At 70.5% G+C, this 26,290-nt stretch carries 26 protein-coding genes; 10 read left to right on the forward strand and 16 right to left on the reverse strand.

What is annotated here, in order from left to right; all coding sequences use genetic code 11:
- Positions 1-180: 180 nt before the first annotated feature.
- Entirely contained in the window at positions 181-1,041 is an 861-nt protein-coding gene (locus ACIBEC_RS24970; RefSeq protein ID WP_360499453.1) for a hypothetical protein, read from the forward strand.
- A gap of 231 nt (positions 1,042-1,272) precedes the next feature.
- Here the strand turns inward: ACIBEC_RS24970 and ACIBEC_RS24975 are convergent, their stop codons facing one another.
- The 8 genes from ACIBEC_RS24975 to ACIBEC_RS25010 are packed head-to-tail and all read right to left on the reverse strand — an operon-like array spanning position 1,273 to position 8,049.
- The gene (locus tag ACIBEC_RS24975) at positions 1,273-1,650 is read right to left on the reverse strand and encodes a metal-sulfur cluster assembly factor (RefSeq protein WP_360499451.1); all 378 of its coding nucleotides are present in this window, start codon (positions 1,648-1,650) and stop codon (positions 1,273-1,275) included.
- 21 nt (positions 1,651-1,671) lie between these two features.
- Entirely contained in the window at positions 1,672-2,124 is a 453-nt protein-coding gene (gene sufU / locus ACIBEC_RS24980; protein ID WP_350511661.1) for a Fe-S cluster assembly sulfur transfer protein SufU, read from the reverse strand.
- Positions 2,125-2,144: 20 nt separating this feature from the next.
- A complete protein-coding gene (locus ACIBEC_RS24985; RefSeq protein WP_360499449.1) occupies positions 2,145-3,404 on the reverse strand; it encodes a cysteine desulfurase in 1,260 nt (419 codons plus the stop codon).
- Positions 3,401-4,165: a Fe-S cluster assembly ATPase SufC gene (gene sufC / locus ACIBEC_RS24990; RefSeq protein WP_030290237.1), complete on the reverse strand. Its 765-nt coding sequence runs from the start codon at positions 4,163-4,165 to the stop codon at positions 3,401-3,403. The genes ACIBEC_RS24985 and sufC overlap by 4 nt, the downstream gene beginning before the upstream one ends.
- 6 nt (positions 4,166-4,171) lie before the next feature.
- Complete coding sequence (locus tag ACIBEC_RS24995) at positions 4,172-4,489, reverse strand: bifunctional 3-phenylpropionate/cinnamic acid dioxygenase ferredoxin subunit (RefSeq protein WP_360499447.1); 318 nt, start codon at positions 4,487-4,489, stop codon at positions 4,172-4,174.
- Positions 4,490-4,494: 5 nt separating this feature from the next.
- Complete coding sequence (gene sufD / locus ACIBEC_RS25000) at positions 4,495-5,727, reverse strand: Fe-S cluster assembly protein SufD (protein ID WP_360499445.1); 1,233 nt, start codon at positions 5,725-5,727, stop codon at positions 4,495-4,497.
- A 54-nt stretch (positions 5,728-5,781) separates the two neighbouring features.
- Positions 5,782-7,197, reverse strand: a complete 1,416-nt coding sequence (sufB, locus tag ACIBEC_RS25005) for a Fe-S cluster assembly protein SufB (protein ID WP_360499443.1) — start codon at positions 7,195-7,197, stop codon at positions 5,782-5,784.
- Between the two features lie 9 nt (positions 7,198-7,206).
- On the reverse strand, positions 7,207-8,049 hold the full coding sequence (locus ACIBEC_RS25010; RefSeq protein WP_396288889.1) for a helix-turn-helix transcriptional regulator: 843 nt from the start codon (positions 8,047-8,049) through the stop codon (positions 7,207-7,209).
- 163 nt (positions 8,050-8,212) lie between these two features.
- On the opposite strand from ACIBEC_RS25010, the gene ACIBEC_RS25015 reads away from it, so the two are divergent.
- Together ACIBEC_RS25015 and ACIBEC_RS25020 are read left to right on the forward strand one after the other, a co-directional pair.
- The gene (locus tag ACIBEC_RS25015) at positions 8,213-9,139 is read left to right on the forward strand and encodes an ABC transporter ATP-binding protein (RefSeq protein WP_360499439.1); all 927 of its coding nucleotides are present in this window, start codon (positions 8,213-8,215) and stop codon (positions 9,137-9,139) included.
- Complete coding sequence (locus tag ACIBEC_RS25020; RefSeq protein ID WP_360499437.1) at positions 9,136-9,915, forward strand: ABC transporter permease; 780 nt, start codon at positions 9,136-9,138, stop codon at positions 9,913-9,915. Before ACIBEC_RS25015 ends, ACIBEC_RS25020 begins: the two co-directional genes overlap by 4 nt.
- A gap of 103 nt (positions 9,916-10,018) precedes the next feature.
- On the opposite strand, the gene ACIBEC_RS25025 is transcribed toward ACIBEC_RS25020, so the two are convergent.
- Positions 10,019-10,741 (reverse strand): LAETG motif-containing sortase-dependent surface protein, encoded by a 723-nt coding sequence (locus tag ACIBEC_RS25025; protein ID WP_360499435.1) that lies wholly within the window; start codon positions 10,739-10,741, stop codon positions 10,019-10,021.
- 533 nt (positions 10,742-11,274) lie between these two features.
- On the opposite strand from ACIBEC_RS25025, the gene ACIBEC_RS25030 reads away from it, so the two are divergent.
- On the forward strand, positions 11,275-12,261 hold the full coding sequence (locus ACIBEC_RS25030; RefSeq protein WP_396288890.1) for a heme A synthase: 987 nt from the start codon (positions 11,275-11,277) through the stop codon (positions 12,259-12,261).
- 139 nt (positions 12,262-12,400) lie between these two features.
- Here the strand turns inward: ACIBEC_RS25030 and ACIBEC_RS25035 are convergent, their stop codons facing one another.
- Positions 12,401-12,736 carry a hypothetical protein gene (locus tag ACIBEC_RS25035; protein WP_360499433.1) on the reverse strand — a complete coding sequence of 112 codons (336 nt, stop codon included), beginning with the start codon at positions 12,734-12,736 and terminating at the stop codon, positions 12,401-12,403.
- Positions 12,737-12,808: 72 nt separating this feature from the next.
- On the opposite strand from ACIBEC_RS25035, the gene ACIBEC_RS25040 reads away from it, so the two are divergent.
- Positions 12,809-13,450 (forward strand): DUF2461 domain-containing protein, encoded by a 642-nt coding sequence (locus tag ACIBEC_RS25040; protein ID WP_360499431.1) that lies wholly within the window; start codon positions 12,809-12,811, stop codon positions 13,448-13,450.
- Between the two features lie 156 nt (positions 13,451-13,606).
- Here ACIBEC_RS25040 and ACIBEC_RS25045 read toward each other — a convergent pair whose 3' ends face one another.
- Positions 13,607-14,554: a heme o synthase gene (locus ACIBEC_RS25045; protein ID WP_360499429.1), complete on the reverse strand. Its 948-nt coding sequence runs from the start codon at positions 14,552-14,554 to the stop codon at positions 13,607-13,609.
- 462 nt (positions 14,555-15,016) lie between these two features.
- On the opposite strand from ACIBEC_RS25045, the gene tkt reads away from it, so the two are divergent.
- From tkt to pgl, 5 genes are all read left to right on the forward strand, one after another.
- On the forward strand, positions 15,017-17,116 hold the full coding sequence (gene tkt / locus ACIBEC_RS25050; RefSeq protein WP_360499427.1) for a transketolase: 2,100 nt from the start codon (positions 15,017-15,019) through the stop codon (positions 17,114-17,116).
- Between the two features lie 200 nt (positions 17,117-17,316).
- Positions 17,317-18,459 carry a transaldolase gene (gene tal / locus ACIBEC_RS25055; protein ID WP_360499425.1) on the forward strand — a complete coding sequence of 381 codons (1,143 nt, stop codon included), beginning with the start codon at positions 17,317-17,319 and terminating at the stop codon, positions 18,457-18,459.
- Positions 18,460-18,520: 61 nt separating this feature from the next.
- Complete coding sequence (gene zwf / locus ACIBEC_RS25060) at positions 18,521-20,077, forward strand: glucose-6-phosphate dehydrogenase (protein ID WP_360499718.1); 1,557 nt, start codon at positions 18,521-18,523, stop codon at positions 20,075-20,077.
- The gene (gene opcA / locus ACIBEC_RS25065; RefSeq protein ID WP_360499423.1) at positions 20,074-21,159 is read left to right on the forward strand and encodes a glucose-6-phosphate dehydrogenase assembly protein OpcA; all 1,086 of its coding nucleotides are present in this window, start codon (positions 20,074-20,076) and stop codon (positions 21,157-21,159) included. Before zwf ends, opcA begins: the two co-directional genes overlap by 4 nt.
- Positions 21,156-21,944, forward strand: coding sequence for a 6-phosphogluconolactonase (gene pgl / locus ACIBEC_RS25070; protein ID WP_360499421.1), 789 nt, complete (start codon positions 21,156-21,158; stop codon positions 21,942-21,944). Before opcA ends, pgl begins: the two co-directional genes overlap by 4 nt.
- 110 nt (positions 21,945-22,054) lie before the next feature.
- On the opposite strand, the gene ACIBEC_RS25075 is transcribed toward pgl, so the two are convergent.
- From ACIBEC_RS25075 to gap, 5 genes are all read right to left on the reverse strand, one after another.
- On the reverse strand, positions 22,055-22,342 hold the full coding sequence (locus ACIBEC_RS25075) for an RNA polymerase-binding protein RbpA (RefSeq protein ID WP_030238413.1): 288 nt from the start codon (positions 22,340-22,342) through the stop codon (positions 22,055-22,057).
- 205 nt (positions 22,343-22,547) lie between these two features.
- Positions 22,548-22,784 carry a preprotein translocase subunit SecG gene (secG, locus tag ACIBEC_RS25080; RefSeq protein WP_360499419.1) on the reverse strand — a complete coding sequence of 79 codons (237 nt, stop codon included), beginning with the start codon at positions 22,782-22,784 and terminating at the stop codon, positions 22,548-22,550.
- A gap of 87 nt (positions 22,785-22,871) precedes the next feature.
- The gene (gene tpiA, locus ACIBEC_RS25085) at positions 22,872-23,657 is read right to left on the reverse strand and encodes a triose-phosphate isomerase (protein WP_360499417.1); all 786 of its coding nucleotides are present in this window, start codon (positions 23,655-23,657) and stop codon (positions 22,872-22,874) included.
- Between the two features lie 4 nt (positions 23,658-23,661).
- Positions 23,662-24,873 (reverse strand): phosphoglycerate kinase, encoded by a 1,212-nt coding sequence (locus ACIBEC_RS25090; RefSeq protein WP_360499415.1) that lies wholly within the window; start codon positions 24,871-24,873, stop codon positions 23,662-23,664.
- A gap of 154 nt (positions 24,874-25,027) precedes the next feature.
- Positions 25,028-26,032 carry a type I glyceraldehyde-3-phosphate dehydrogenase gene (gap, locus tag ACIBEC_RS25095; protein WP_360499413.1) on the reverse strand — a complete coding sequence of 335 codons (1,005 nt, stop codon included), beginning with the start codon at positions 26,030-26,032 and terminating at the stop codon, positions 25,028-25,030.
- Positions 26,033-26,290 lie beyond the last annotated feature (258 nt).

A 26,290-nucleotide genomic window follows, 5' to 3' on the forward strand; every position in this document is an offset into this window, starting at 1 on the left:
CTTGACCTGCTGGCACGAGCAGGCCGTGATGGTGCGGCGGACTCGGGTCATGCACTGAATGTCGCGAATGCCTCACACTGCGTCAAGTGCCGTGGTACGTTCCGCACTCCAACCGAAAATAGGTGACCCCGGCGGTGCTACCAACACCCCGGGGTCCGGCACCAGGAGCCAACACTCCCCATGCGTGTCCATCGTAGCGCCCACGTGCGCAACTTCACCGTGCTGCCCAACGGCCTGCTGCAGTACCGGCAGCTGTCCTACACCGCCCGCGGCCTGCTCGCGGACCTCCTCTCCCGCCCGGACGGCCGGCGCGAGGACGGCCGGCACATGGCCGACACCAGCCCCCAGGGGCACGGTGCGATCCGCAAGGCCCTGAAGGAACTGACCGAGGCCGGTTACTACCGGGTCGCGAAGATCCGTATGCCGGACGGCACGATCCGCACCGAATCCCACGTCTACGACACCCCGCAGCTCGCGCGACCGAGTGCCACCCCTCCGGCGTCCGGTGGATCGGGTGCCGGCCGCGCTGTCGGCTCTGTAGTAAAGAACCGGCAGCAAGAACCCACCCTCCCGCCACCGCCGGATCCCGAAACCGAAGAGGTCCGCACAGCGGTGGCCACCCTGTTCCGGGTGATCCGGCCCGAGCCGCGTCTGCGCCTCGGCGAGGCCGAGGCGCGGGAGTTGGCGCCGCTGGTCGCACAGTGGCTGGCCCGCGGCTGCACGTCCGCCGACCTCGCCCACGCCCTGCTGCCGGGCCTGCCCGTCCCGATGCACTCGGCGGCCGCCGTGCTCCGCTACCGCCTGGAGCACAAGAGGCCGCCCGCCCAGCCTGCTGCACGACCACCGGCCCGGTACGCCGAGTGTGCCAAGTGCCACGACCCCGTGCCCCGGCCGGGCATCTGCCGCCCGTGCTCCGGCCTGACAGGCCGAACCCCCACGGCCGGCAAGGGGGCAGAGGTGGCAGCCGCAGGTGCCGCCCGAGTCCGAACCGCCCTGCGTTCCGCGATGACCGGTGGTCTGCCTGCACGCATCGCTGCCTGAGACGCGCTGTCCCACCGGTTACCGCGTGCCGCCCGGCCGGGCGGCACGCGGCCAGGCCCGGGGGCGGGCACCCGCCGACAGGCGGGTGGGGGGTGGATGGTGGGGAGCGGCGGTGAGCCTACTCAACGAAGCAGATGATGCGCGAGTGTTCACCCACCTGAGCTGCGGAAACGCCACCGCCCGGGACTCCGAACAGGAGTCCCGGGCAGCGACGGAAAGCACAGACAGCGGTCAGACGTTGAAGCCCAGCGCCCGCAGCTGCTCGCGGCCGTCGTCGGTGATCTTGTCAGGGCCCCACGGCGGCATCCAGACCCAGTTGATGCGCAGGTCCTGCACCAGGCCGTCGGTGGCGGTCTTGGCCTGGTCCTCGATGACGTCGGTCAGCGGGCAGGCCGCCGAGGTGAGCGTCATGTCGATGGTGGCCACGTCGGACTCGTCGATGTGGATGCCGTAGATCAGGCCCAGGTTGACGACGTCGATGCCCAGTTCGGGGTCGACGACGTCCATCAGGGCCTCGGTCAGGTCCTCGACGGAGACGGTGCCGGCGGTGGTGCCGACGATGAGGCCGGTCGGCTGCTCCTCCGCAGCGGAGGGGGTTTCGTCAGTCATGGTCATTCCTCCTCTGCAGGATCAGTCGTTCACGACGGGGTGCTGGGCGAGCGCCTGGGCGGTCGCGTCCTTCCAGGCCATCCAGCTGAGCAGGGCGCACTTGACCCGGGCCGGGTACTTGGAGACGCCGGCGAACGCGACCGCGTCCTCCAGCACCTCCTCGTCGCCCTCGCCCTGGCCCTTGCTCTGCATCAGCTCCAGGAAGGCCTCCTGGACGGCCTGGGCCTCGCCGACGGTCTTGCCGACCACCAGGTCGTTGAGCACCGAGGCGCTGGCCTGGCTGATCGAACAGCCCTGGGACTCGTACGAGACGTCGGTGACCGTCGCGCCGTCGAGCTTCACCCGCAGGGTGATCTCGTCGCCGCACGTCGGGTTGACGTGGTGCACCTCGGCGTCGCCGTCCCGCAGCCCCTTGCCGTGCGGGTTGCGGTAGTGGTCCAGGATGATGTCCTGGTACATCGAGTCGAGCTTCATGGTCGTCCTGCCCTGTCCCGTCAGCCGAAGAAGTTCCGGACGTGGTGCAGGCCGTCGATCAGCGCGTCGACCTCGCCCGGCGTCGAGTACAGGTAGAAAGACGCCCGCGTGGTCGCCGGAATTCCGTACCGGAGGCAGACCGGCCGCGCGCAGTGGTGTCCGACGCGCACGGCGATGCCCTGCTCGTCCAGCACCTGACCCACGTCGTGCGGGTGGATGTCGCCGAGGGTGAAGGAGATCGCCGCACCGCGGTCCACGGCCGTGCGCGGGCCGATGATCCGCAGGTCCGGGACCTCCAGCAGCCGCTCGACGGCGTACTCGGTGATCGCGTGCTCGTGCGCCGCGATCTTCTCCATGCCGACGCCCTGCAGGTAGTCGATGGCCGCGCCGAGCCCGACCGCCTGGGCGATCGGCGGGGTGCCGGCCTCGAACTTGTGCGGCGCCGGGGCGTAGGTGGACGAGCCCATGGTGACGGTCTCGATCATCTCGCCGCCGCCGAGGAACGGCGGGAGGTCCTCCAGCAGCTCCTGGCGGCCCCAGAGCACGCCGATGCCGGTCGGGGCCAGCATCTTGTGGCCGGTGAAGGCGACGAAGTCGGCCTCCAGCGCCTGCACGTCCAGCACCATGTGCGGCGCGGCCTGCGAGGCGTCGATGACGACCAGCGCGCCGACCGACTGGGCCTTGCGGACGATCGTCTCGACCGGGTTCACCGTGCCGAGCAGGTTGGAGACCAGGGTGAAGGAGACCACCTTGGTCTTCTCGGTGATCAGCTCGTCGATGTTCGACAGGTCCAGCCGACCCTCGTCGCTCAGCCCGAACCACTTGAGCTTCGCACCGCTGCGCTGCGACAGCAGCTGCCACGGGACGATGTTGGAGTGGTGTTCCATCTCCGTGATGACGATCTCGGAGTCGGCGTCCACCCGGTACGGCTCATCCGCCCAGGCCAGCATGTTGGCCACGAGGTTGAGCGACTCGGAGGCGTTCTTGGTGAAGATCACCTCGTTGCGGCTCGGCGCGTTGACGAAGGCCGCGACCTTGTCCCGGGCGCCCTCGTACAGCGCGGTGGCCTCCTCGGCGAGCACGTGCACGCCGCGGTGGACGTTGGCGTTGTGCCGCTCGTAGTAGGCGGTCAGCGCCTCCAGCACCTGGCGCGGCTTCTGCGAGGTCGCCGCGTTGTCCAGGTAGACCAGGGGCTTGTCGTCGTGCAGCAGCCGCTGCAGGACCGGGAAGTCCTTGCGGATCGCGTCGGTGTCGAGCAGTCCCGTAAACGTATGGGTCACTCGGAAGCGCCCCCCTTCACGTACGCCTCGTAGCCCTCGTTCTCCAGCTTGTCGGCCAGCTCGGCACCGCCGGACTCGACGATGCGGCCGCCCGCGAAGACGTGGACGTAGTCGGGCTTGATGTACCGCAGGATGCGGGTGTAGTGGGTCACCAGCAGGGTGCCGACCTCGCCGGTCGAGCGGACCCGGTTGATGCCCTCGGAGACGATCCGCAGCGCGTCGACGTCCAGGCCGGAGTCGGTCTCGTCGAGGATCGCGATCTTCGGCTTGAGCAGCTCGAGCTGGAGGATCTCGTGGCGCTTCTTCTCGCCGCCGGAGAAGCCCTCGTTGACGTTGCGCTCGGCGAAGGCCGGGTCCATCTGGAGGGCGGCCATCGCCTCCTTGACCTCCTTCACCCACAGCCGCAGCTTCGGGGCCTCGCCGCGGACGGCGGTGGCGGCGGTGCGCAGGAAGTTGCTGACCGAGACGCCCGGGACCTCGACCGGGTACTGCATGGCCAGGAAGACACCGGCCTTGGCGCGCTCGTCGACGGACATCTCCAGGACGTCCTCGCCGTCCAGCAGCACCGAGCCGCCGGTGACGGTGTACTTGGGGTGGCCGGCCAGCGAGTAGGCCAGGGTGGACTTACCGGAGCCGTTCGGACCCATGATGGCGTGGGTCTCGCCCTGCTTCACGGTCAGATCGACGCCCTTCAGGATCTCGCGCGGGCCGTTCTCGGCCTCGACGGAGACGTGCAGGTCGCGGATTTCAAGGGTTGCCATGTGTACTCAGGACTCCTGGTTGACGGAGACGAGCACATCGTCCCCTTCGATCTTTACGGGGTAGACAGCGACCGGCTTGGTGGCGGGCAGGCCCGAGGGCTTGCCGGTGCGCAGGTCGAAGCTGGAGCCGTGCAGCCAGCACTCGATCATGCAGTCCTCGACCTCGCCCTCCGAGAGCGAGACGTTCGCGTGCGAGCAGATGTCGTTGACCGCGAACACCCCCTCGTCGGTGCGCACGACGGAGACCGGCACGCCGTTGAGGTCCACGCGCCTGGGCACGTCTTCCTGGAGGTCGCTCAGCGCGCAGGCACGGAGGAAGGTCATCGTGTTCAGACCGCCGCTTCCAGCTCGGCGTCGATCTTCTCCATGAGCTGCTCCTGGATCTCGGCCACGCCGATCTGCTGGAGCAGCTCGGCGAAGAAGCCGCGCACCACCAGGCGGCGGGCCTCGTCGGCCGGGATGCCGCGGGCCTGCAGGTAGAACAGCTGCTCGTCGTCGAAGCGGCCGGTCGCCGAGGCGTGGCCGGCGCCGACGATCTCGCCGGTCTCGATCTCCAGGTTCGGGATCGAGTCGACCCGGGCGCCGTCGGTGAGCACCAGGTTCCGGTTGAGCTCGTAGGTGTCGGTGCCGAGTGCGGCGGCGCGGATCAGCACGTCGCCGACCCAGACCGCGTGCGCGTCCTGGCCCTGCAGCGCGCCCTTGTACGCCACGTTCGACCGGCAGTGCGGCGTGTCGTGGTCGATCACCAGGCGGTGCTCCAGGTGCTGGCCGGCGTCGGCGAAGTAGAGGCCGAACAGCTCGGCCTCGCCGCCGGGGCCCGCGTAGTTGACCCGCGGGTGCAGGCGGACCAAGTCGCCGCCGAAGGTCACGACCACGGACTTGTACGTGGCGTCCCGGCCGACCAGCGCGTTGTGCTGGGCGACGTGGACGGCGTCGCGCTCCCAGTCCTGGACGGAGACGAAGGTGAGCTTGGCACCGTCGCCGACCAGCAGCTCGACGTTGGCGGCCCGGGTGCCGGTGCCCGCGTGGTTGAGCACCACGACGGCCTCGGCGAACGGCTTGACGTCGATCACCACGTGGGCGAAGCGGACGCCGCCCTCGCCGCGCACGTCGATCCTGACCGGCTCGGTCAGCACCGCGTCCTTGGGGACGGTGACCACCAGGGCCTGCTCGAAGGCGCTGAACGCCTGCGCGGCCACCCGGTCCACCGGCGTGCCGGCCTTGCCCAGGCGGGCGTCGTCGCGGCCGACGGTCTCGGCGGTGACGCCGTCAGGCAGCGTGAACTCGACCTTGTCCTCGCCCCGCTCGGCGGCGGCGGCGGTCCCGTCGTGCAGCCCGCCGAGGCGGTGCAGCGGGGTGAACCGCCAGTCCTCCTCGCGGCCGTGCGGCACCGGGAAGTCGTTCACGTCGAAGGACGGCTTGACCGCGACGCGCGCGTCGATGGGCTGCTGGACCGTGGCGCGGCCGGTGCCGGGGCCGGCGAGCTGCGCGCCCGCGCCGGCGGTGCCGACCTCGATCGAACCGGCGGTGGTCGAGCCGGTGGTGTTCTGAACGTCAGCCATGGCTGTCGTGTAGCTCTCTTCCTCGAAAGTCGGTTGGGCGGTCGGTGGCCGGGGTCAGCCGACCGCGCCCTCCATCTGCAGCTCGATCAGCCGGTTGAGCTCCAGCGCGTACTCCATCGGCAGTTCGCGCGCGATCGGCTCGACGAAGCCGCGGACGATCATCGCCATGGCCTCGGTCTCGGTCAGACCGCGGCTCATCAGGTAGAACAGCTGGTCCTCGCTGACCTTGGAGACGGTCGCCTCGTGGCCCATGGACACGTCGTCCTCGCGGACGTCCACGTACGGGTAGGTGTCCGAGCGGGAGATCGTGTCGACCAGCAGCGCGTCGCACAGCACGTTGGACTTGGCGCCGTGCGAGCCCTCGCCGATCTCGATCAGACCGCGGTAGGAGGTCCGGCCGCCGCCGCGCGCCACCGACTTGGAGACGATGTGCGAGGAGGTGTTCGGCGCCATGTGCACCATCTTGGCGCCGGCGTCCTGGTGCTGGCCCTCGCCCGCGAAGGCGATCGACAGGGTCTCGCCCTTGGCGTGCTCGCCCATCAGGTAGACGGCCGGGTACTTCATGGTGACCTTGGAGCCGATGTTGCCGTCGACCCACTCCATGGTCGCGCCCTCGTACGCCACGGCGCGCTTGGTGACCAGGTTGTAGACGTTGTTCGACCAGTTCTGGATGGTCGTGTAGCGGCAGCGGCCGCCCTTCTTGACGATGATCTCCACGACCGCGGAGTGCAGCGAGTCGGAGGAGTAGATCGGCGCGGTGCAGCCCTCGACGTAGTGGACGTAGGCGTCCTCGTCGACGATGATCAGCGTCCGCTCGAACTGGCCCATGTTCTCGGTGTTGATCCGGAAGTAGGCCTGCAGCGGGATGTCGACGTGCACGCCCTTCGGCACGTAGATGAACGAGCCACCGGACCACACCGCGGTGTTCAGCGCGGCGAACTTGTTGTCGCCGGCCGGGATGACGGTGCCGAAGTACTCCTTGAACAGCTCCGGGTGCTCGCGCAGCGCGGTGTCGGTGTCCAGGAAGATGACGCCCTGCTCCTCCAGGTCCTCACGGATCTGGTGGTAGACGACCTCGGACTCGTACTGGGCGGCGACACCGGCGACCAGGCGCTGCTTCTCCGCCTCCGGGATGCCCAGCTTGTCGTAGGTGGCCTTGATGTCCGCCGGCAGGTCCTCCCAGGACTCGGCCTGCTTCTCGGTGGAGCGGACGAAGTACTTGATGTTGTCGAAGTCGATGCCGGTCAGGTCGGAGCCCCAGGTCGGCATGGGCTTCTTGCCGAACAGCTTCAGGCCCTTGAGACGCAGGTTGAGCATCCACTCGGACTCGCTCTTCTTCGCGGAGATGTCGCGCACGACCTCCTCGCTGAGCCCGCGCTTGGCCGTGGCGCCGGCGGCGTCCGGGTCGGCCCAGCCGTACTCGTAGTTGCCCAGGCCTTCGAGCTCGGGGTGCGAAACGGTGTCAGTCATGCGAGCTTCCTAACGCGCGGACGCAGAATCTTCGGTGGACGTACCGGCAGTCGGCGCTGCATCGGAGTCGCGGCCCGCGGAACCACGGGCGGACGACGATGCGGCACCGGGTGCCGGCACATAGGTGGTGCAGACCCCGTCGCCGTGGGCGATGGTGGCCAGCCGTTGCACATGGGTGCCCAGGAGCTGGGAGAAGACCTCGGTCTCCGCCTCGCAGAGCTGGGGGAACTGCTCGGCGATGTGCGCAACCGGGCAGTGGTGCTGGCAGAGCTGGGCGCCCGCCGGGGCCTTGGCCGCGGCCGACGGGACACGCCGCACCGTGGCAGCGTACCCGTCCACGCTGAGCGCCTGGGCGAGTGCCTCGGTGCGATCCTCCACCCCAGCCTCGCGCAGCGCCTCCCGGTACTTCTCGCCCTGCTTGCCGAAACGGGCCCGGGCGAAGGCGGCGACCGCCTCCTCGCCCGCCTTGCCGCCGCCCACCGCGTCCGAGATCCAGCGCAGCGCGTCGGCGGCGAGCTGGTCGTACGCCTGGTAGAAGGCGTCCCGGCCGCCGTCGGTGAGGGCGAAGACCTTGGCCGGACGGCCCCGGCCGCGGCTGCCGTAGACCCGCTGTTCGCGGGACTCGACCAGGCCGGCGGCGGCCAGGCCGTCGAGGTGGCGGCGGACGGCGGCGGAGGTGAGGCCGAGCCGGTTCGCCAGGTCGGCGGCGGAGGAGGGGCCGTGGTCCAGAATCGAGCGGGCGACCCGGTCCCGGGTGGCACGGTGGCCGTCCAGCAGCACCTCGGCCGCCGTCACGGGCACGTCGCAGTGGGAGGCCGACTCGGCCTCCTGCTGCTGGGCGTGCTCGCGCATGTTTTTCACAACACCAGTGTTGCGTAATTACTCCCGTTGGGACAACCCGTGATCCAGGCCTCACCGGTGTCATCGATCACGCAGGTAAGCCTTACCTGGCCTGGGGAAACAATCACCGAGGCGCCGTCCGCTCGAAACGTGAGGCCCTCTTACACTCGCCGGTATGCACTCCGAACCCGCGGTCCAGGTCGCCGGGCTGGTCAAGCGCTACGGCGACAAGCAGGCCGTGGACGGTCTCGACCTCACCATCGCGACCGGCGCGATCACCGCCGTCCTCGGCCCCAACGGCGCCGGCAAGACCACCACCATCGAGACCTGCGAGGGCTACCGCCGCCCCGACGCCGGCACCGTCCGCGTCCTCGGTCTCGACCCGGTCACCCAGAGCGCCGCCCTGCGCCCCCGGATCGGCGTCATGCTGCAGTCCGGCGGCGTGTACGCGGGCGCCCGCGCCGTCGAGATGCTGCGGCACACCGCCAAGCTGCACGCCCACCCGCTGGACGTGGACGCCCTGGTCGAGCGCCTCGGCCTCGGCTCCTGCGGCCGCACCACCTACCGGCGGCTGTCCGGCGGCCAGCAGCAGCGGCTCGCCCTGGCCATGGCCGTGGTCGGCCGCCCCGAGCTGGTCTTCCTGGACGAGCCCACCGCCGGCCTCGACCCGCAGGCCCGCCGCGCCACCTGGGAGCTGGTCCGCGACCTGCGCCGGGACGGCGTCACCGTGGTCGTCACCACCCACCACATGGACGAGGCCGAGCAGCTCGCGGACCGCGTCGCCATCGTGGACCGTGGCAAGGTGATCGCCGACGGCACCACCGAGGAGCTGTGCCGCGGCGGCGCCGAGAACGCCCTGCGCTTCGACGCCCCGCCCGGGCTCGACCTCGGCCCGCTGCTCAAGGAGCTGCCCGAGGGCGCCACCGCCGTCGAGACCGCCCCCGGCAGCTACCGCGTCGAGGCGCCGGTGGACCCGCAGCTGCCGGCCACCGTCACCGGCTGGTGCGCGGCCGTCGGCGTCCTGCCCGAAAGGCTGTCCGTGCAGCGCCGCAGCCTCGAAGACGTCTTCCTCGACCTGACCGGACGGGAGCTCCGCGCATGAGTGAGCGAAGCGAGCGGGACTACTCGCCCGAGCCCGGTGCCGCCCCCGTCGGCCGGATGCTGCTCGCCCAGACCGCGTTCGAGACCCGGATGCTGCTGCGCAACGGTGAGCAGCTGCTGCTCACCGTCGTCATCCCGACCGTGCTGCTGGTGCTGTTTTCCGCCGTCGACATCGTCACGGTCGAGGGCCCCGGCAAGCGGGTCGACTTCCTCGCCCCCGGACTGCTCGCGCTGGCCGTGATGTCCACCGCCTTCACCGGGCAGGCCATCGCCACCGGCTTCGAGCGCCGCTACGGCGTGCTGAAGCGGCTCGGCGCCAGCCCGCTGCCGCGCTGGACGCTGCTGACGGCCAAGACCGGCTGCGTCCTGGTGACGGAGGCGCTGCAGGTCGCACTGCTGTCGGTGATCGCGTTGGCGCTCGGCTGGTCGCCTCATGGCAACCCGCTGGCCGTCGTCGCGCTGCTGGTCCTCGGCACCGCTGCCTTCTCCGGGCTCGGCCTGCTGATGGCCGGCACGCTGAAGGCCGAGGCCACGCTGGCCGCCGCCAACCTGGTGTTCATCCTGCTGCTGCTCGCGGGCGGGGTGATCGTGCCGCTGAGCAAGTTCCCCGACGCGGTGCGGTCGGTGCTGGAACTGCTGCCGATCTCGGCGCTCTCGGACGGCCTGCGGTCGGTGCTGCAGACCGGCGCCGGGGTGCCCTGGGCTGACCTCGGGATCCTGGCCGGCTGGGCCGTGCTCGGCCTGGCCGCGGCCGCCCGCTTCTTCCGCTGGGAGTAGCCGCCGAGGTGGCCGCACCCGCGAGCAGCCGCCCCCTACGAACGTCGAACGCCCCCCGGCCTCAACCGGGCCGGGGGGCGTTCGGCGTTCGTACCGCCCTGCGTCAGCTCTCGCTGCCGCCACGGCGCTTGCGGGCGAGCAGGACGAGCGCGCCACCGACCAGCAGCACGCCGCCGCCGGCCGCCGCGATCATCGGGGTGGCGTCGTTGCTACCGGTCTGGGCGAGCGCCGGCGCGCTGGTGGCGGGCGCCGGGGCGGGCGGGCTGACCGGGGCCGGCGTGGTCGGCGGGGGCGTGGTCGGCGCCACGGTGGGCGTCGTCGGCGCGGGGGTCGGGGTCTTCGTCGGCGTCGGGGTGGGCGTCGGCGTCGAGGTGGGGGTGGGCGTGGGGGTGGGGGTGGGCGTGGGGGTGGGGGTCTTGGTGGGCGTGGGAGTCGGGGTCGGAGTCGGCGTGTGGCACGGCTCGATGGTCTTGGTCTCGTTGATGTTCCAGCCCTTGTCGTTCGGGTTCTCCGTGGTGGTGACCACCAGGTTCGCCTTGATCGGGGCCGTGTGGTCCTTCACCGGGAAGGTGCCGTGGAATTCGGCGGGAAAGGCCTTGGCATCCAGGACCTTGTCGCCGTCGATGGTGAGGCTGACGGTGTTCTTCACGTCGGCCTTGGGGCTGTAGTTGATCAGGTCGATCACGACCTTGTCGCAGGTCACCGACCAACTCGGCACGTGCGCCGAGGCGTTGGTGGCCAGTGCCAGGGGCAGTAGAAATCCGGCCGCTGCCGTGCCTGCCAGTGCCGCCGCGCCGATCCCGATGTGCCGCTGCTGTCGCGCCATTACGCTGTTCCCCTCCGAACGGTCTTGTGCAGCAGGCGTGTTGATTGGTTCGCGGTGGCCCGCTACGACTGTCCGGGGGACTCTACCGGCACTCCCGCGTCCCGCCACACCCCGCCGTACGACCGGATTTCGTCTGTGCGTCCGTTCTCTGATGTGCATGACCAGCCCATCACAGCTGCCACCTCGCAGAACGCGGATTCGGCAAACTTGAATGAACTTCGTCACCTTCAAGACAGAACGGCGCCCCCGGCGATCGGGTTCAATCACCAAGGGTGCCGCTTCCATCAGCTGACGAGCACGTCGCTTCACCGCGTGGCGCCAGGCCTTCCTGGCCGCCTTGCGCCGGGCGGCCACCACGATCGCGGGCGGGAGGAGTGGGAGCCGATCCACATAAAGGTAGGGACCATTCCGCACTTTTTCGATCAACCGGTCGATTGATCAAGACCACTGACCGTCTTGCCCGAACAGTCCCATATGCGCGCCGGACGCGGCGAGCCAGCCCCGCCCCAAGATCGCCCGTAAAGCCACCTACCATGGACGTCGTGCTTAAGACCACCCCCTTCTCCCTGCTCGCCGAGCGCTGGCAGCCCTCCGCCGCGATGGTCCGGCGCGCCGCGTTCGCCGCGCTGGTGATGAGCGTGGTGATCGTCGTCACCGGCGGCGCCGTCCGGCTCACCGCCTCCGGCCTCGGCTGTACGACCTGGCCCCGCTGCACCGACGAGAGCCTGACGCCCACCGCCGAGATGGGCTTCCACGGCGTCATCGAGTTCACCAACCGGATGCTCACCTACGTGCTCAGCGCCGCGGTGGGCTGGGCGATCCTGGCCGCCCGCTGCCACCGGCCCTGGCGGCGCGGCCTGACCAAGCTCGGCTGGGCGCAGTTCTGGCTGGTGATGAGCAACGCCGTGCTCGGCGGCATCACCGTGCTGACCGGCCTCAACCCGTACACCGTCGCGCTGCACATGATCGCCGCGATGGCCCTGGTCTGGGTCGCCCTGCTGATGTGGGAGCGCAGCAAGGAGGGCGACGGCCCGGCGAAGCTGTCCGTGGCCCGGCCGATCCACCAGCTCTCGTACGTCCTCGTCGCCGTGATCGGGCTGCTCGTCGCAGCCGGCACCCTGGTGACGGGCGCCGGCCACCACCCGGGCACGCCCAAGGACAACAAGATCGTCCCGCGGATCCCGATCGACTACGACAGGTTGGCCCAGTTCCACGCCGACTTCGCCTTCATCTCCGTCGGCCTCACCATCGCCCTGATCTTCGTCTTCACTGCGATCAAGGCCCCGCAGCCCGCCAAGGCCCGCACCAGGGAACTCCTCGCGGTGCTGCTCCTCCAGGGCGTCCTCGGCTTCATCCAGTACTTCACCGACGCCCCCGAGCTCATGGTCGGCCTCCACATGCTCGGCGCCTCGCTGACCTGGATCGCCGCCCTCCGCATCCCCCTCGCCCTCCGCACCCGCGAGGCCGAAGATGCTCCCGAGCAGTTGCCCGCCCAGGCCCCACAAGCTGCCACCGTCTGATCCTCGGCGAAGGCCCCCATCCTCGGATGGGGGCCTTCGCCATACCAGGTGCAAACTGGGACCTGCCCATCTGACCGTTCGACGAAGGCCCGGCTCCCCGTACGAGGGGAGCCGGGCCTTCGCGGTGTCCGGAGGGTGCTCAGCCGCCGAGCTGGATCCCGGCCATCCGCTTCCACTCGTACGGGCCGGTCTTCACCCGCAGGCCCAGCTCGCCCTCGAAGTTGTCGTGCAGGGTCAGCCCGGCCAGCTCGGCGGCCCGGCGGCCGACGGCGTAGCTGGGGGCCACCTGGTCGCCCCAGGCGCCATCCGCGCCGACCACGACGATCCGGGTGGCCACGGCGCCGACGTACTCGACGACCGCGTCGGCGCTGCCCCCGTGCTGCCGGGCGAAGCTGGTGAGGTTCTTGGCGATGCGCTTGGCGCGGCGCTCGGTGCGGGCGTCCGGCGCGGCGGTGGCGGTCTCTGCGCTGCTCATGCCCGCATGCTACCCACCGGTAAGCGCGCTGGCGACGGGAGCACCCTGTGCACCGGGACACATACTGGACGTGTGACCTTCTCCGGCTGGCCGACCGAGGCGCTCGACTTCTACGAGCACCTGGAGGCCGACAACTCGAAGACCTTCTGGCAGGCCCACAAGGGGCGGTACGAGGACGCCGTGCGCGCGCCGATGGAGCAGCTCCTCGCCGACCTGGAACCGGAGTTCGGGCCGGGGAAGATCTTCCGCCCGAACCGCGACGTCCGCTTCAGCGCCGACAAATCCCCGTACAAGACGCACATCGGCGCGCACCTGGAGAGCGGCGGCTACATCCAGCTCTCCGCCGACGGCCTGGCCTGCGGCAACGGCATGTACCAGCTCGCCCCGGACCAGTTGGAGCGCTACCGCGCCGCCGTCGCCGAGGACGTCACCGGCGCCGAGCTGGAGCGGGTGATCACCCGGGTGGAGAAGGACGGCCCGCAGGTGGTCGGCCGGGACTCCCTGAAGTCGGCCCCGCGCGGCTACCCGAAGGACCACCCCAGGATCGAGCTGCTGCGCCACAAGGGCCTGGTGGCCTGGCAGGAGTGGGAGCCCGCGAAGTGGCTGGGCACCCGCGCCGCGTACACCCGGATCACCGGCTTCCTGCGCGCCTCCCGGCCGCTGCGGGACTGGCTGGACGGCCACGTCGGCCCCTCCGAGCTGCCCGCCCGCTGAGCCGCCGGCCGAGCGGTCGGCCGAGCGGCCCGCCCCGAACGCGAAAAGCCCCCGACCCGAACCCGCCCCGAACGCGGGAGAGCCCCCGAACGCGAAAAGCCCCCGAACGCGGGAGAGCCCCGGTCCACCGGACCGGGGCTCTCTCAGTGAGTCTGCCTACTTCACGAACGGGTCGACCGCGCACACCACCATCAGCAGCGACAGGTAGGTGATCGACCAGTGGAACAGCCGCATCTCCTTGAGCTTCGCGCCCACGACGCCGGCCTTGGCCCGCGCGTACAGCGCGTGCGCCTCGCGCAGCCAGGCGGCGCCCAGCACCACCGCGGCGACCGGATACAGCCAGCTCATGTGCCCGAGCGGCCAGAGCGCCAGCGAGACGGCGACCATCACCCAGGAGTAGATGACGACCTGCTTGCCGACCGCCACGTTGCCCTTGATGACCGGCAGCATCGGCACGCCGGCCCGCAGGTAGTCGTCGCGCACCTTCATCGACAGCACCCAGGTGTGCGGCGGCGTCCAGAAGAACACCACCAGGAACAGCACCACGGCCGCCCAGGACATCGAGTTGGTGACCGAGGACCAGCCGACCAGTACCGGCATGCAGCCGGCGATGCCGCCCCAGACGATGTTCTGCGAGGTGCGCCGCTTGAGCCCCAGCGTGTAGACGAACACGTAGAACAGCAGCGCGCCCAGCGCCAGTCCGGAGGAGAGCCAGTTGACGCCGAAGCCCAGCACCAGCGTCGACACGACGGCGAGCACGATGCCGAACACCAGCGCCTCGCGCGGCGACACCATCCCGGTGACGATCGGCCGCCGCTCGGTGCGGGACATCACCGCGTCGATGTCGCGGTCGATGTACATGTTGAGGGCGTTGGCGCCGCCCGCCGAGAGGTAGCCGCCGACCACGACCTTCAGCACCAGCAGCATGTTCGGCACGCCCTGCTGGGCCAGGAACATCACCGGCACGGTGCTCATCAGCAGCAGCTCGATGATCCGAGGCTTGGTCAGTGCGACGAACGCGCCGACACGGGCCCCGATCGGCCGGTGCGCAGGAGTCGCCCCGGTGACCCCGGCGGGACGGGTTTCGACGGCGGTCACTAACACCCCAACTGAAGATGAATCTTCGCAGGCGTCCACAGGAACGAAGGGTCCCGAATCGTCCGCTCTGCGCGTACCACGACACCATAGACGCTCCATATATCCCATCCGGCTTCGGGGTCCCCCGGCGAGGCGGAACCGCACACCCCCGGGTGAACCGCCTGGGTGATGCCACGAACCGCCTCCGGCGGGTCCTGCTAGCCCGTCCTGACCACCCCGGCGGCGGGCGGGCGCGAATCGGGAGAGCCTGGGACAAAAGCACTCACACCGGCCTAGTGGGAATCACCATGCGGAAATGCCGGTTGTCTCAGCACGGAGGGTGAGCCCCGGCCCAAACGGTAGGCTCGCACGCAGAAGCGGGATCTACCCTCCGTGACCGGCACCACCCAGCGTCGGGACCACAGCGCCGTGGCCGACCCGGTCCCCATTCACGGGGTCACTCTTCAATGGAAGGAGCCCTGAGACAGGGTGAGCACTGCGCCGACGAACGCATTCGAGTGGACCGATATGGACGAGCGCACGGTTGACACCGCGCGAGTCCTCGCCATGGACGCTGTCCAGAAGGTCGGCAACGGACACCCCGGGACGGCCATGACGCTGGCCCCGGCCGCGTACCTGATCTTCCAGCGGTTCCTGCGCCACGACCCGACCGACCCGGCCTGGGTCGGCCGCGACCGCTTCGTCCTCTCCCCCGGGCACACCAGCCTGACCCTCTACACCCAGCTGTACCTCTCGGGTTACGGCCTGGAGCTGGACGACCTCAAGGCCTTCCGCGTCGCGGGCAGCCGCACCCCCGGCCACCCCGAGCACGGCCACACGGCCGGCGTGGAGACCACCACCGGCCCGCTCGGCCAGGGCATCGCCAACGCGGTCGGCATGGCGATGGCCGCCCGCTACGAGCGCGGCCTCTTCGACCCCGAGGCCCCGGCCGGCGAGTCCCCCTTCGACCACACCATCTGGGCCATCGTCTCCGACGGCGACCTGGAGGAGGGCATCTCCGCCGAGGCCTCCTCGCTGGCCGGCCACCAGAAGCTGGGCAACCTGGTCGCCCTGTACGACGACAACCACATCTCGATCGAGGGCGACACCGAGACCGCCTTCTCCGAGGACGTCCTCAAGCGCTACGAGGCGTACGGCTGGCACGTCCAGCGGGTGACCCCGAAGTCCAACGGCGACATCGACGTGGCCGTCCTCGCGGACGCGCTGGCCGCGGCCAAGGCCGAGACCTCCCGCCCGTCGATCATCGCGATGCGCACCATCATCGCCTGGCCGGCCCCGGACGCCCAGAACACCGCCAAGGCGCACGGCTCCGCGCTCGGCGCCGCCGAGATCGCCGCCACCAAGAAGGTCCTGGGCTTCGACCCGGAGAAGACCTTCGAGGTCAGCGACCAGGTCATCGAGCACGCCCGGCTGGTCATCAAGCGCGGCAAGGCCGCCCGCGACCAGTGGCAGCAGTCCTTCGAGGCCTGGCGCGCCGCCAACCCGCACCGCGCCGCCGACTTCGACCGGACCCAGGCCGGCGAGCTGCCCGAGGGCTGGAAGAAGGCCGTCCCCTCCTTCCCGGCCGGCAAGGACGTCGCCACCCGCAAGGCCTCCGGCGACACCCTCAAGGCGATCGGCGCGGTGATCCCGGAGCTGTGGGGCGGCTCGGCCGACCTCGCGGAGTCCAACCTCACCACCATCGACGAGGACAGCTCCTTCCTCCCCGAGGGCAACCCGCTGAAGTCGGCGAGCCCGTACGGCCGGACGATCCACTTCGGCATCCGCGAGCACGCCATGGGCTCGATCATGAACGGCATCGCGCTGCACGGCAGGACCCGCGTGTACGGCGGCACCTTCCTGGTCTTCGCCGACTACATGCGCCCGGCCGTCCGCCTGGCCGCGCTGATGAAGCTGCCGGTCACCTACGTCTGGACGCACGACTCGATCGGCCTGGGCGAGGACGGCCCGACCCACCAGCCGGTCGAGCACATGGCCTCGCTGCGCGCCATCCCGGGCCTGGCCATGGTCCGCCCGGCCGACGCCAACGAGACCGCCGTCGCCTGGCGCACCATCATCGAGCGCCAGACCAGCCACCCCGGCCCGGTCGGCCTGGCCCTCACCCGCCAGGGCGTCCCGACCTTCGACCGTGAGGTCTTCGGCTCCGCCGAGGGCACCGCGAAGGGCGGCTACACCCTGGCCGAGGCCTCGAACGGCGACCCGCAGCTGATCCTGCTCGGCACCGGCTCCGAGGTCCAGCTGGCCGTCAAGGCCCGCGAGGTGCTCGAGGCGGAGGGCATCGCGACCCGCGTGGTCTCGCTGCCGTCCTTCGAGTGGTTCCAGGAGCAGGACCAGGCCTACCGCGACAGCGTGCTGCCGCCGTCGGTGAAGGCCCGCGTCTCGGTCGAGGCCGGCATCGCCCAGGGCTGGCGCGAGCTGGTCGGCGACCACGGCCGGATCGTCTCGCTGGAGCACTTCGGCGCCTCCGCCGACTACAAGGTGCTCTTCGAGGAGTTCGGCATCACCGCCGAGCGCGTGGTGGCCGAGGCCCACAACGCCCTGCGCTCCCTCGAAGCCGTCAACCGCTAGCGGCCCCGAGCACGAGCCAAAGGGAGCGCCGATGCCGAAAGCGACAAGCGACAAGCGAGCGCTGGAGCGAGGAACGTCGGCATCGGGTACGAGCTCCCGGCGGCGCGTGCGGGACAACGGGCCGGGGCGGCCGACCGCACATCGGCGCCCCGGCCCCTCTGACTACCCCACGAAGCAGAAGAACAAGGGACTGAAGCACCATGACTGACGCACTGAAGCGCCTCAGCGACGAAGGCGTTGCGATCTGGCTGGACGACCTCAGCCGCAAGCGGCTCAACTCCGGCAACCTGGCCGAGCTGGTGCAGAACAAGCACGTGGTGGGTGTGACCACCAACCCGACCATCTTCCAGAAGGCCATCGCCGGCAGCGGCGACGACTCCTACGACAGCCAGCTGCGCGACCTCGCCGTCCGCAAGGTCACCACCGAGGAGGCGATCCGCATGATCACCACCTCCGACGTGCGCGACGCGGCCGACGTGCTGCGCCCGGTCTACGACGCCTCCAACGGCCGCGACGGCCGGGTCTCCATCGAGGTCGACCCGCGCCTGGCGCACGAGACCGCCCCCACCGTGGCCGAGGCCAAGCAGCTGTGGTGGCTGGTGGACCGCCCGAACGTCTTCATCAAGATCCCCGCCACCAAGGCCGGCCTGCCCGCGATCAGCGAGGTCATCGGCAAGGGCATCAGCGTCAACGTCACGCTGATCTTCTCGCTGGAGCGCTACAAGGCCGTCATCGACGCCTACCTGAGCGGCCTGGAGGCCGCCAAGGGCAAGGGCCTGGACCTCTCCCAGATCGAGTCGGTCGCCTCCTTCTTCGTCTCCCGCGTGGACACCGAGATCGACAAGCGCCTGGACAAGGTCGGCGGCGACGCCAAGAACCTGCGATCCAAGGCCGCGCTGGCCAACGCCCGCCTCGCCTACCAGGCGTACGAGGAGGTCTTCGGCAGCGTCGACGGCAAGACCGCCGGCAACGCCCGTTGGCTCTCCCTGGAGGCCGCCGGCGCCAAGCCGCAGCGCCCGCTGTGGGCCTCCACCGGCGTCAAGGACCCGGCCCTGCCGGACACCCTGTACGTCACCGAGCTGGTCGCCCCCGGCACCGTCAACACCATGCCCGAGGCGACCCTGGACGCCACCGGCGACCACGGCGTGGTCACCGGCAACACCATCGTCCCCAACTACGCGGACGCCAAGGCCGTGCTGGACGCGATCGCCGCAGCCGGCGTGGACTACGACGACGTGGTCCAGGTCCTGGAGGACGAGGGCGTCGAGAAGTTCGAGCAGTCCTGGAACGAGCTGCTCGACACCGTCACCGCCTCGCTCGCTTCCTTCGCCGACGAGAAGTGACCCCCGCTCACAGCCAGCGCACGAAAGCGGAGCCCATCAAGTGAGCACTGATTACCCCGAGTTGACGTCGGAATCGGACGCGGACGACCTCCCGCCCGCCCCGGTCAACCCGCTTCGTGACCCCTCCGACCGACGGCTCCCGCGCATCGCGGGGCCGTCCGGTCTGGTCATCTTCGGGGTCACCGGCGACCTGTCCCGCAAGAAGCTGATGCCGGCCATCTACGACCTGGCCAACCGCGGTCTGCTTCCGCCGGGCTTCTCCCTCGTCGGCTTCGCCCGCCGCGAGTGGGACGACGAGGACTTCGCCAAGGAGGTCCACGACGCCGTCCGGGACCACGCCCGCACCCCCTTCCGGGAGGAGGTCTGGCAGCAGCTCGCCAAGGGCATGCGCTTCGTCCACGGCACCTTCGACGACGACGAGGCCTTCGACAAGCTGCGCGAGACCATCGTGGAGCTGGACAAGGCCCAGGGCACCGGCGGCAACTTCGCCTTCTACCTGTCCGTCCCGCCGAAGTTCTTCCCGACGGTCGTCCAGCAGCTCAAGAAGCACGGCCTGGCCGACCCGCCGCAGGGCTCCTGGCGCCGCGCGGTCATCGAGAAGCCCTTCGGCCACGACCTGGAGAGCGCGCAGGAGCTCAACAAGGTCGTCCACGAGGTCTTCCCCCGGGACGAGGTCTTCCGGATCGACCACTACCTGGGCAAGGAGACGGTCCAGAACATCCTGGCGCTGCGCTTCGCCAACCAGATGTTCGAGCCGATCTGGAACCGGTCGTACGTCGACCACGTGCAGATCACCATGGCCGAGGACATCGGCATCGGCGGCCGGGCCGGCTACTACGACGGCATCGGCTCCGCCCGTGACGTCATCCAGAACCACCTGCTCCAGCTGATGGCGCTCACCGCCATCGAGGAGCCGGCGTCCTTCCACCCGAAGGCGCTGGTGGCCGAGAAGCTCAAGGTGCTCAGCGCCGTCAAGCTCCCGGCCGACCTCGGCCGGCACACCGTGCGCGGCCAGTACGCCTCCGGCTGGCAGGGCGGCGAGGAGGTCGTCGGCTACCTCGACGAGGACGGCATCAACCCGGACTCCAAGACCGACACCTACGCGGCCATCAAGCTGGAGATCAACAACCGCCGCTGGGCGGGCGTCCCGTTCTACCTGCGCACCGGCAAGCGCCTGGGCCGCCGGGTCACCGAGATCGCGGTCGTCTTCCAGCGCGCCCCGTACCTGCCCTTCGACTCCTACGCGACCGAGGAGCTGGGGCAGAACGCCCTGGTCATCCGGGTCCAGCCGGACGAGGGCGTGACGGTGCGGTTCGGCTCCAAGGTGCCGGGCACCTCCTTCGAGGTCCGGGACGTCACGATGGACTTCGCCTACGGCGAGTCCTTCACCGAGTCCAGCCCGGAGGCGTACGAGCGGCTCATCCTCGACGTGCTGCTCGGCGACGCCAACCTGTTCCCGCGCCACCAGGAGGTCGAGCTGTCCTGGCAGATCCTCGACCCGATCGAGAAGTACTGGGACACCCACGGCAAGCCCGCCCAGTACGCGGCGGGGACCTGGGGCCCGGTCGAGGCGGACGAGATGCTCGCACGAGACGGCAGGAGCTGGCGCCGACCATGAAGATCGACCTCACCAACACGACGTCCAGCAAGATCAACGCCGCGCTCATGGAGGCGCGCCGCGCCAGCGGCTCCACCGCCGCCGGCATGGTGCTCACCCTGGTGATCGTGACCGACGAGGGCAGCGCCTACGACGCCCTCAAGGCCGCCAACGACGCCTCCCGCGAGCACCCGATGCGCACCCTCGCGGTGATCAAGCGCGCCGGGCGCTCGCCACGGGCCCGCGCGGAGACCCGGCTGGACGCCGAGATCCTGGTCGGCTCGGACGCCGGCTCCGGCGAGACCGTCGTCCTGCGCATGCACGGCGAGCTCGCCGCGCACGCCCAGTCGGTGGTCCTGCCGCTGCTGCTGCCGGACGCCCCGGTCGTGGTCTGGTGGCCGGACAACGCGCCGCTGCACCCGGCGCAGGACCCGCTGGGCTCGCTCGCCCAGCGCCGGATCACCGACGCCGTCACCGCCGAGTCCCCGGTCGGCCAGCTCGCCCAGCGGGCCCAGAGCTACACCCCGGGCGACACCGACCTGGCCTGGAGCCGGATCACCGGCTGGCGCTCGATGCTGGCCGCCGCGCTGGACCAGCGGCCGTCCGCCATCGTCTCCGCGGTGGTCGAGGGCGAGTCCTACAACCCCAGCGTCGAGCTGCTCGGCCTGTGGCTGACCAACCGGCTGCACGTGCCGGTCGAGCGGGTCGTCACGGGTGGCCCCGGCATCACCGCGGTGCACCTGCGCACCAAGGACGGGGACATCACCCTGGACCGCCCGGACGGCCTGCTGGGCACGCTCTCCATGCCCGGCTCGCCGGACCGCCAGGTGGCGCTCAAGCGACGCGAGACCTCGGAGCTGATCGCCGAGGAGCTGCGCCGCCTGGACCCGGACGACATCTACGCGACGGCCGTGCGCACGCCCGTCGACCGGCTGCACGAGCCGGCCAACGCCGAGACGGCGGCGGCCGAGCGGGTCGCCCGCGCGGTCGAGGACGCCACCGAGGAGGCCGTGGCCGACCCGGAGGCGGTCACCGCCGACGCATCGGAGAGGAAGCCCGCGAAGAGGGCCACCGGCAAGCGCACCACCAAGGAAGGCGCATGACCAACGCGACCCCGCAGCTGGTCGTCCACCGGGACAAGGAGCTGATGGCCCAGGCGGCCGCGGCCCGGCTGATCACCCGGATCGTGGACGCCCAGGCCGCCCGCGGCGCCGCCTCGGTGGTGCTCACCGGCGGCCGCAACGGGAACGCCCTGCTGGCCGCGATCGCCGCCTCCCCGGCGCGCGACGCGGTCGACTGGGGGCGGCTGGACCTCTGGTGGGGCGACGAGCGCTTCGTGGCCGCCGCCGACCCGGACCGCAACGCCGTCCAGGCCCGCGCCGAGCTGCTGGACTCCGTCCCGCTCGACCCGGCGCGGGTGCACGAGATGCCCGCCTCGGACGGGGTGGACGGCTCGGACGTGGAGGCCGCCGCGGCCCGCTACGCGCAGGAGCTGGCGAAGGCGGCCGGGCCGGGCGACCGGTTCGGCGTCCCCGCCTTCGACGTGCTGCTGCTCGGCGTCGGCCCGGACACCCACGTGGCCTCGCTCTTCCCCGAGCACCCGGGCGTGCGGGAGACCGAGCGGACCGTGGTCGGCGTGCGCGGGGCCCCCAAGCCCCCGCCGACCCGGATCTCGCTCACCCTCCCGGCCATCCGGGCCGCCCGCGAGGTCTGGCTGCTGGCCGCCGGCGAGGACAAGGCGGGCGCGGTCGCGCTGGCCCTGTCCGGCCCCGGCGAGCTCCAGGCGCCCGCGTCCGGCGCGTACGGCCGCAGCCGCACCCTGTGGCTGCTGGACCGCGCCGCCGCGGAGCGGATCCCGCCGCAGCTCTACCCGCCGGCCTCGGCGTAACGGCCGGACGGGCCCTGCGGTCCGCAACGCCGAAGGGCGCCACCGTCGTTCGACGGTGGCGCCCTTCTCGTTCGGGTCGCCTCAGAGGTCGGGTCGCCTCGGATCTCGCCTCAGATCTCGCCGCGGAGCTTCGCCAGCGCCTCGGCCAGGATCGCCTCGCCGTCGGCGTCGGTGCGCCGCTCACGGACGTAGGCGAGGTGCGTCTTGTAGGGCTCGTTGCGCGAGGGCGCGGGCGGGTTGTGCTGGTCCTGCCCGGCCGGGAAGCCGCAGCGCGGGCAGTCCCAGGTGTCCGGGATCGCCGCCTCGGCGGCGAAGCTGGGCCGGGTCTCGTGCTTGTTGGCGCACCAGAAGGAGATCCGGTTGCGCGGGGCGGACTCGCCGCGCTCCGCCTCGCCCATCGGGCCGGCCCCAACCCTGCTGCCACGGATGGCATTGCCACTTGCCACGGTCTGACTCCCTGCGTACTGGTGCGCCGACCCGCCGCGGTGCGCGTCGGTGGCGAAAGTCGTCCTAGTGTAAGCAGGAGTTAAGCCTCCGCCACCACTGCCTCCGCACCCGACCGTCCCAGGATAGGCGCTCGGGCGACGGGCCGTCAGGGTTGTGTCAGCCCTTGTACTTCAGCAGCAGGCCGAGCACGATGATGCTCGCGAACCAGCCCAGGCCGACCACGACGGTGATGCGGTCCAGGTTGCGCTCGGCCACCGCCGAGCCGCCGCCGGTGGACATCGCGCCACCGCCGAACATGTCCGACAGGCCGCCGCCCTTCCCCTTGTGCAGCAGCACCAGGAGGATCATCAGCAGACTGAAGATGATCAGGGCAATCGAGAACCCGAGAACCACGGCGGGACCAACTCTCTCGTATCTTCGGCGAAGGGGCCGGACCGCGTACGGCGGTCCGACCCCAAAGCCTACGTTGCTGCGGCGGCGTTAGCCTACTGCCTGCTCACGGTAGCGCACGATCTTGACGAACTCCTCGGCGTCCAGCGAGGCACCGCCGATCAGGCCGCCGTCGATGTCGGGCTTGGCCATCAGGCCGGCCGCGCTCGACGACTTGACCGAACCGCCGTACAGCACGCGGACCTTGCCGGCCAGCTCGGCGTCGTACAGCTCGGCGATCCGCTTGCGGATGGCGGCGCAGACCTCCTGCGCGTCCTCCGGGGTGGCCACCTCGCCGGTGCCGATCGCCCAGACCGGCTCGTAGGCGACCACGACGGTCTCGGCCTGGTGGGCCGGGACGTCCGCGAGGGCACCGTCCAGCTGGGCCAGGGTGTACTCGACGTGGGTGCCGGCCTTGCGGATGTCCAGCGGCTCGCCGATGCACAGGATCGGGGTGATCCCGGCGCGGTAGGCGGCCTTCACCTTGGCGTTGACGATCTCCTCGTCCTCGCCGTGGTACTGGCGGCGCTCGGAGTGGCCGATCACCGCGTAGGTGCACTTGAGCTTGGCCAGCATCGGGCCGGAGACCTCGCCGGTGTAGGCACCGGAGTCGTGCCGCGAGATGTCCTGCGAGCCGTACTTGATCTTCAGCTTGTCGCCGTCGACCAGGGTCTGCACCGAGCGCAGGTCGGTGAACGGCACCAGGACCGCGACCTCGACGGCCTCGTAGTCCTTGTCGGCCAGCGCGAAGGCCAGCTTCTGGGTGTGCTGGATGGCCTCGAGGTGGTTGAGGTTCATCTTCCAGTTGCCCGCCATGAGCGGGAGACGGTCGGTCATGCTGTCAGCCTTCCAGGGCGGCGAGACCGGGAAGGGTCTTGCCCTCCAGGTACTCGAGGCTCGCGCCACCGCCGGTCGAGATGTGTCCAAAGGCGTTCTCGTCGAAGCCCAGGATGCGGACGGCCGCGGCGGAGTCCCCGCCGCCGACCACGGTGAACGCGTCGCTGTCCAGCAGGCCCTGCGCGACGGCCTTGGTGCCGTTCGCGTAGTCCGGGTGCTCGAAGACGCCCATCGGGCCGTTCCAGAACACCGTGCCGGCGTCGGCCAACTTGGCCGCGTACAGCTCGCGGGTCTTCGGGCCGATGTCCAGGCCCTCCTTGTCGGCCGGGATCGCGTCCGAGGCGACGACCTCGAAGCTCGCCGGGGCCTTGGTCTTGAGGTCCGGGAACTCGGCGGAGACCAGGACGTCCTTCGGCAGCACGAACTCGACGCCGCGCTGCTCGGCCTCGGCCAGGTAGCCCAGGACGGTCGGGATCTGGTCCTCCTGCAGCAGCGAGATGCCGACCTCGTGGCCCTTGGCCTTGAGGAAGGTGTACGCCATGCCGCCGCCGATCAGGATCCGGTCGGCCTTCTTCAGCAGGTTGTCGATCACGGCGAGCTTGTCGGAGACCTTGGCGCCGCCGAGCACCACCACGTACGGACGCTTGACGTCCTCGGTGAGCTTCTTCAGGACGCCGACCTCGGTGGCGATCAGGTCGCCCGCGGCGTGCGGCAGCAGGCCGGGCAGGTCGAACACCGAGGCGTGCTTGCGGTGCACGGCGCCGAAGCCGTCGCCGACGTACAGGTCGGCCAGCGCGGCGAGCTGCTCGGCGAAGGCCTTGCGCTCGGCGTCGTCCTTGCTGGTCTCGCCCGCGTTGAAGCGCAGGTTCTCCAGCAGCGCGACCTCGCCGTCGCCGAGCGCGGCGACGGTGGCCGCGGCGCTGTCACCGACGGTGTCGGTGGCGAAGGCGACGTCCTTGCCGATGATTTCGCCGAGCCGCTCGGCCGCCGGCGCGAGCGAGAACTGCGGGTCCGGCGCGCCCTTGGGGCGGCCGAGGTGCGAGGCGACGACGACCTTCGCGCCGGCCGCCGCCAGCTTGGCGATGGTCGGGGCGACGGCGCGGATCCGGCCGTCGTCGGTGATCGTCGTGCCGTCCAGCGGGACGTTCAGGTCGGCGCGCACGAACACGCGCTTTCCTTCGACACCGGCTTCGATGAGCTCTTCGATGGTCTTCACGGGGATTCGGTTCTCCTGGGGAGATGGTTGATGCGCAGTGAGGCGGCACGGCGCAGGGGCCGCCTGGGAAGTACTGGAAGCGCGGAACGAGGGCCCGGTCGGCATGGTGCGCCGTCCGGGCCCTCGCCCCTACATCACGTCAGCTCCCGCAAGGTCAGAGCTGCTCACCGACGAGGGTGGTCAGGTTGACGAGGCGGTTCGAGTAGCCCCACTCGTTGTCGTACCAGCCGAGCACCTTGACCTGGTTGCCCTGGACCATGGTGAGCTGGCTGTCGAAGATGCAGGAGGCCGGGTCGTTGACGATGTCCGAGGAGACGATCGGGTCCTCGGTGTAGGCCAGGATGCCCTTGAGCGGGCCCTCCGCGGCCTTCTGGAACGCGGCGTTGACCTCGTCCTTGGTGACCTCGCGCTCCAGGGTGACGACCAGGTCCGTGATCGAGCCGGTCGGGACCGGGACGCGCAGCGAGGTGCCGTCCAGCTTGCCCTTCAGCTCCGGCAGGACCAGGGCGGTCGCCTTGGCGGCACCGGTCGAGGTCGGGATGATGTTCTGCGACGCGGCGCGGGCGCGGCGCAGGTCCTTGTGCGGGAAGTCCAGGGTGACCTGGTCGTTGGTGAACGCGTGGACGGTGGTCATCAGACCCTTGACGATGCCGAAGCTCTCGTTCAGCACCTTGGCCATCGGCGCCACGCAGTTGGTGGTGCAGGAGGCGTTGGAGATGATGGTGTGCTTGGCGGCGTCGTACTTGTCGTCGTTGACGCCCATGACGATGGTGACGTCCTCGTCGGTGGCGGGCGCCGAGATGATGACCTTCTTCGCGCCGGCGGCGAGGTGCTTCTTCGCGGCCTCGGCCTTGGTGAAGATGCCGGTGGACTCGACGACGATGTCGGCGCCCAGGGCGGCCCACGGCAGGTTCGCGGGGTCACGCTCGGCAGTCACCTGGAAGGTCTTGCCGTCGACGGTGATGCTGTCCTCGGTGTGCGAGACCGTACCCGGGAAAGTGCCCAGCGTGGTGTCGTACTTGAGCAGGTGAGCCAGGGTCTTCGTGTCGGTGAGGTCGTTGACACCGACGATCTCGATGTCCGCGCCCTGGGCCTTGACCGCCCGGAAGAAGTTGCGGCCGATGCGGCCGAAGCCGTTGATGCCTACCCGGATCGTCACGAACCGATCTCCTCGTTAGGTACGCCGGGCCGGAGCCCGACGGGGGTGAGATTTGGGAAGTCCCCGACCGCCTATGACCCTACCCCTCCGGGGCGCGGGAGGGCACATCGCGCCGCCTGGTGAGACTGGGCGTGGCGCCCCTCAAACCCCATTTCAGGCCGTCCGGCCCTGGTCCGGCGGGCAGTTGCTCTCGGGCCAATGGTCTCTACCAATTGGGGAGTCTCGCGGACGCCCGGAAACGCCGACGGCCGGTGCCCG

This window comes from Kitasatospora sp. NPDC051164 (assembly GCF_044455625.1).
Taxonomy (GTDB): Bacteria; Actinomycetota; Actinomycetes; order Streptomycetales; family Streptomycetaceae; genus Kitasatospora.

What these genes read in the sequence shown, in the direction of transcription:
- ACIBEC_RS25015 (WP_360499439.1), top strand. Translation starts at nt 8,213, where the DNA reads ATGCACTCCGAACCCGCGGTCCAGGTCGCCGGGCTGGTCAAGCGCTAC.
- ACIBEC_RS25010 (WP_396288889.1), bottom strand. Translation starts at nt 8,049, where the DNA reads ATGCGCGAGCACGCCCAGCAGCAGGAGGCCGAGTCGGCCTCCCACTGC.
- ACIBEC_RS24970 (WP_360499453.1), top strand. Translation starts at nt 181, where the DNA reads ATGCGTGTCCATCGTAGCGCCCACGTGCGCAACTTCACCGTGCTGCCC.
- tal (WP_360499425.1), top strand. Translation starts at nt 17,317, where the DNA reads ATGACTGACGCACTGAAGCGCCTCAGCGACGAAGGCGTTGCGATCTGG.
- sufU (WP_350511661.1), bottom strand. Translation starts at nt 2,124, where the DNA reads ATGAAGCTCGACTCGATGTACCAGGACATCATCCTGGACCACTACCGC.
- ACIBEC_RS25030 (WP_396288890.1), top strand. Translation starts at nt 11,275, where the DNA reads ATGGACGTCGTGCTTAAGACCACCCCCTTCTCCCTGCTCGCCGAGCGC.
- ACIBEC_RS25020 (WP_360499437.1), top strand. Translation starts at nt 9,136, where the DNA reads ATGAGTGAGCGAAGCGAGCGGGACTACTCGCCCGAGCCCGGTGCCGCC.
- opcA (WP_360499423.1), top strand. Translation starts at nt 20,074, where the DNA reads ATGAAGATCGACCTCACCAACACGACGTCCAGCAAGATCAACGCCGCG.
- ACIBEC_RS25075 (WP_030238413.1), bottom strand. Translation starts at nt 22,342, where the DNA reads ATGGGCGAGGCGGAGCGCGGCGAGTCCGCCCCGCGCAACCGGATCTCC.
- ACIBEC_RS25035 (WP_360499433.1), bottom strand. Translation starts at nt 12,736, where the DNA reads ATGAGCAGCGCAGAGACCGCCACCGCCGCGCCGGACGCCCGCACCGAG.
- tpiA (WP_360499417.1), bottom strand. Translation starts at nt 23,657, where the DNA reads ATGACCGACCGTCTCCCGCTCATGGCGGGCAACTGGAAGATGAACCTC.
- sufC (WP_030290237.1), bottom strand. Translation starts at nt 4,165, where the DNA reads ATGGCAACCCTTGAAATCCGCGACCTGCACGTCTCCGTCGAGGCCGAG.
- ACIBEC_RS25025 (WP_360499435.1), bottom strand. Translation starts at nt 10,741, where the DNA reads ATGGCGCGACAGCAGCGGCACATCGGGATCGGCGCGGCGGCACTGGCA.
- pgl (WP_360499421.1), top strand. Translation starts at nt 21,156, where the DNA reads ATGACCAACGCGACCCCGCAGCTGGTCGTCCACCGGGACAAGGAGCTG.
- ACIBEC_RS24995 (WP_360499447.1), bottom strand. Translation starts at nt 4,489, where the DNA reads ATGACCTTCCTCCGTGCCTGCGCGCTGAGCGACCTCCAGGAAGACGTG.
- ACIBEC_RS24975 (WP_360499451.1), bottom strand. Translation starts at nt 1,650, where the DNA reads ATGACTGACGAAACCCCCTCCGCTGCGGAGGAGCAGCCGACCGGCCTC.
- sufD (WP_360499445.1), bottom strand. Translation starts at nt 5,727, where the DNA reads ATGGCTGACGTTCAGAACACCACCGGCTCGACCACCGCCGGTTCGATC.
- sufB (WP_360499443.1), bottom strand. Translation starts at nt 7,197, where the DNA reads ATGACTGACACCGTTTCGCACCCCGAGCTCGAAGGCCTGGGCAACTAC.